The organism is Polaromonas sp. P1_G1, from assembly GCF_056405595.1.
Genome location: NZ_JBFUBU010000226.1, coordinates 1 through 416, shown reverse-complemented (window position 1 = coordinate 416; position 416 = coordinate 1). Strand labels below are relative to the sequence as shown.

The window sequence follows — 416 nt, the reverse complement described above, 5'->3', positions numbered from 1 at the left end:
CCGTCGGACGGGCCGCCCATGCCTTCGCGGCCGCCCAGCAGCTGCAGCTCGGTGGCCACAATGTCCACGGTGCTCTTTTCCACGCCCGCTTGGTCGATGTACTTGCCGTACTTCAGGCGGCCTTCCACGTAGATGGGGCGGCCCTTCTTCACGTATTCGCCGGCGATCTCGGCCAGGCGGTCGTAAAAGGTGACGCGGTGCCACTGGGTGTCTTCCACCGTCTCGCCGGTGTTGCGGTCTTTACGGCGGCTGCTGGTGGCCACGCTGACGTTGGCCACGGCCTGGCCAGAGGGTAGGTAGCGGATTTCGGGGTCACGGCCACAGTTGCCGACCAGAATGACTTTATTGACGGATGCCATGGTTTTCTCCAGAAAAGTGGGACGATTATGCCGCCCGGACCGCCACCGGGGCCCGCA

General features: G+C 64.4%; 1 protein-coding gene. It reads right to left on the bottom strand.

The annotated features are described in order from the left end of the window. Positions 1–359: single-stranded DNA-binding protein (locus tag AC1D1Y_RS26590; protein ID WP_477684982.1), on the bottom strand; the 359-nt coding region annotated here is incomplete at its 3' end. Positions 360–416: the final 57 nt, after the last annotated feature.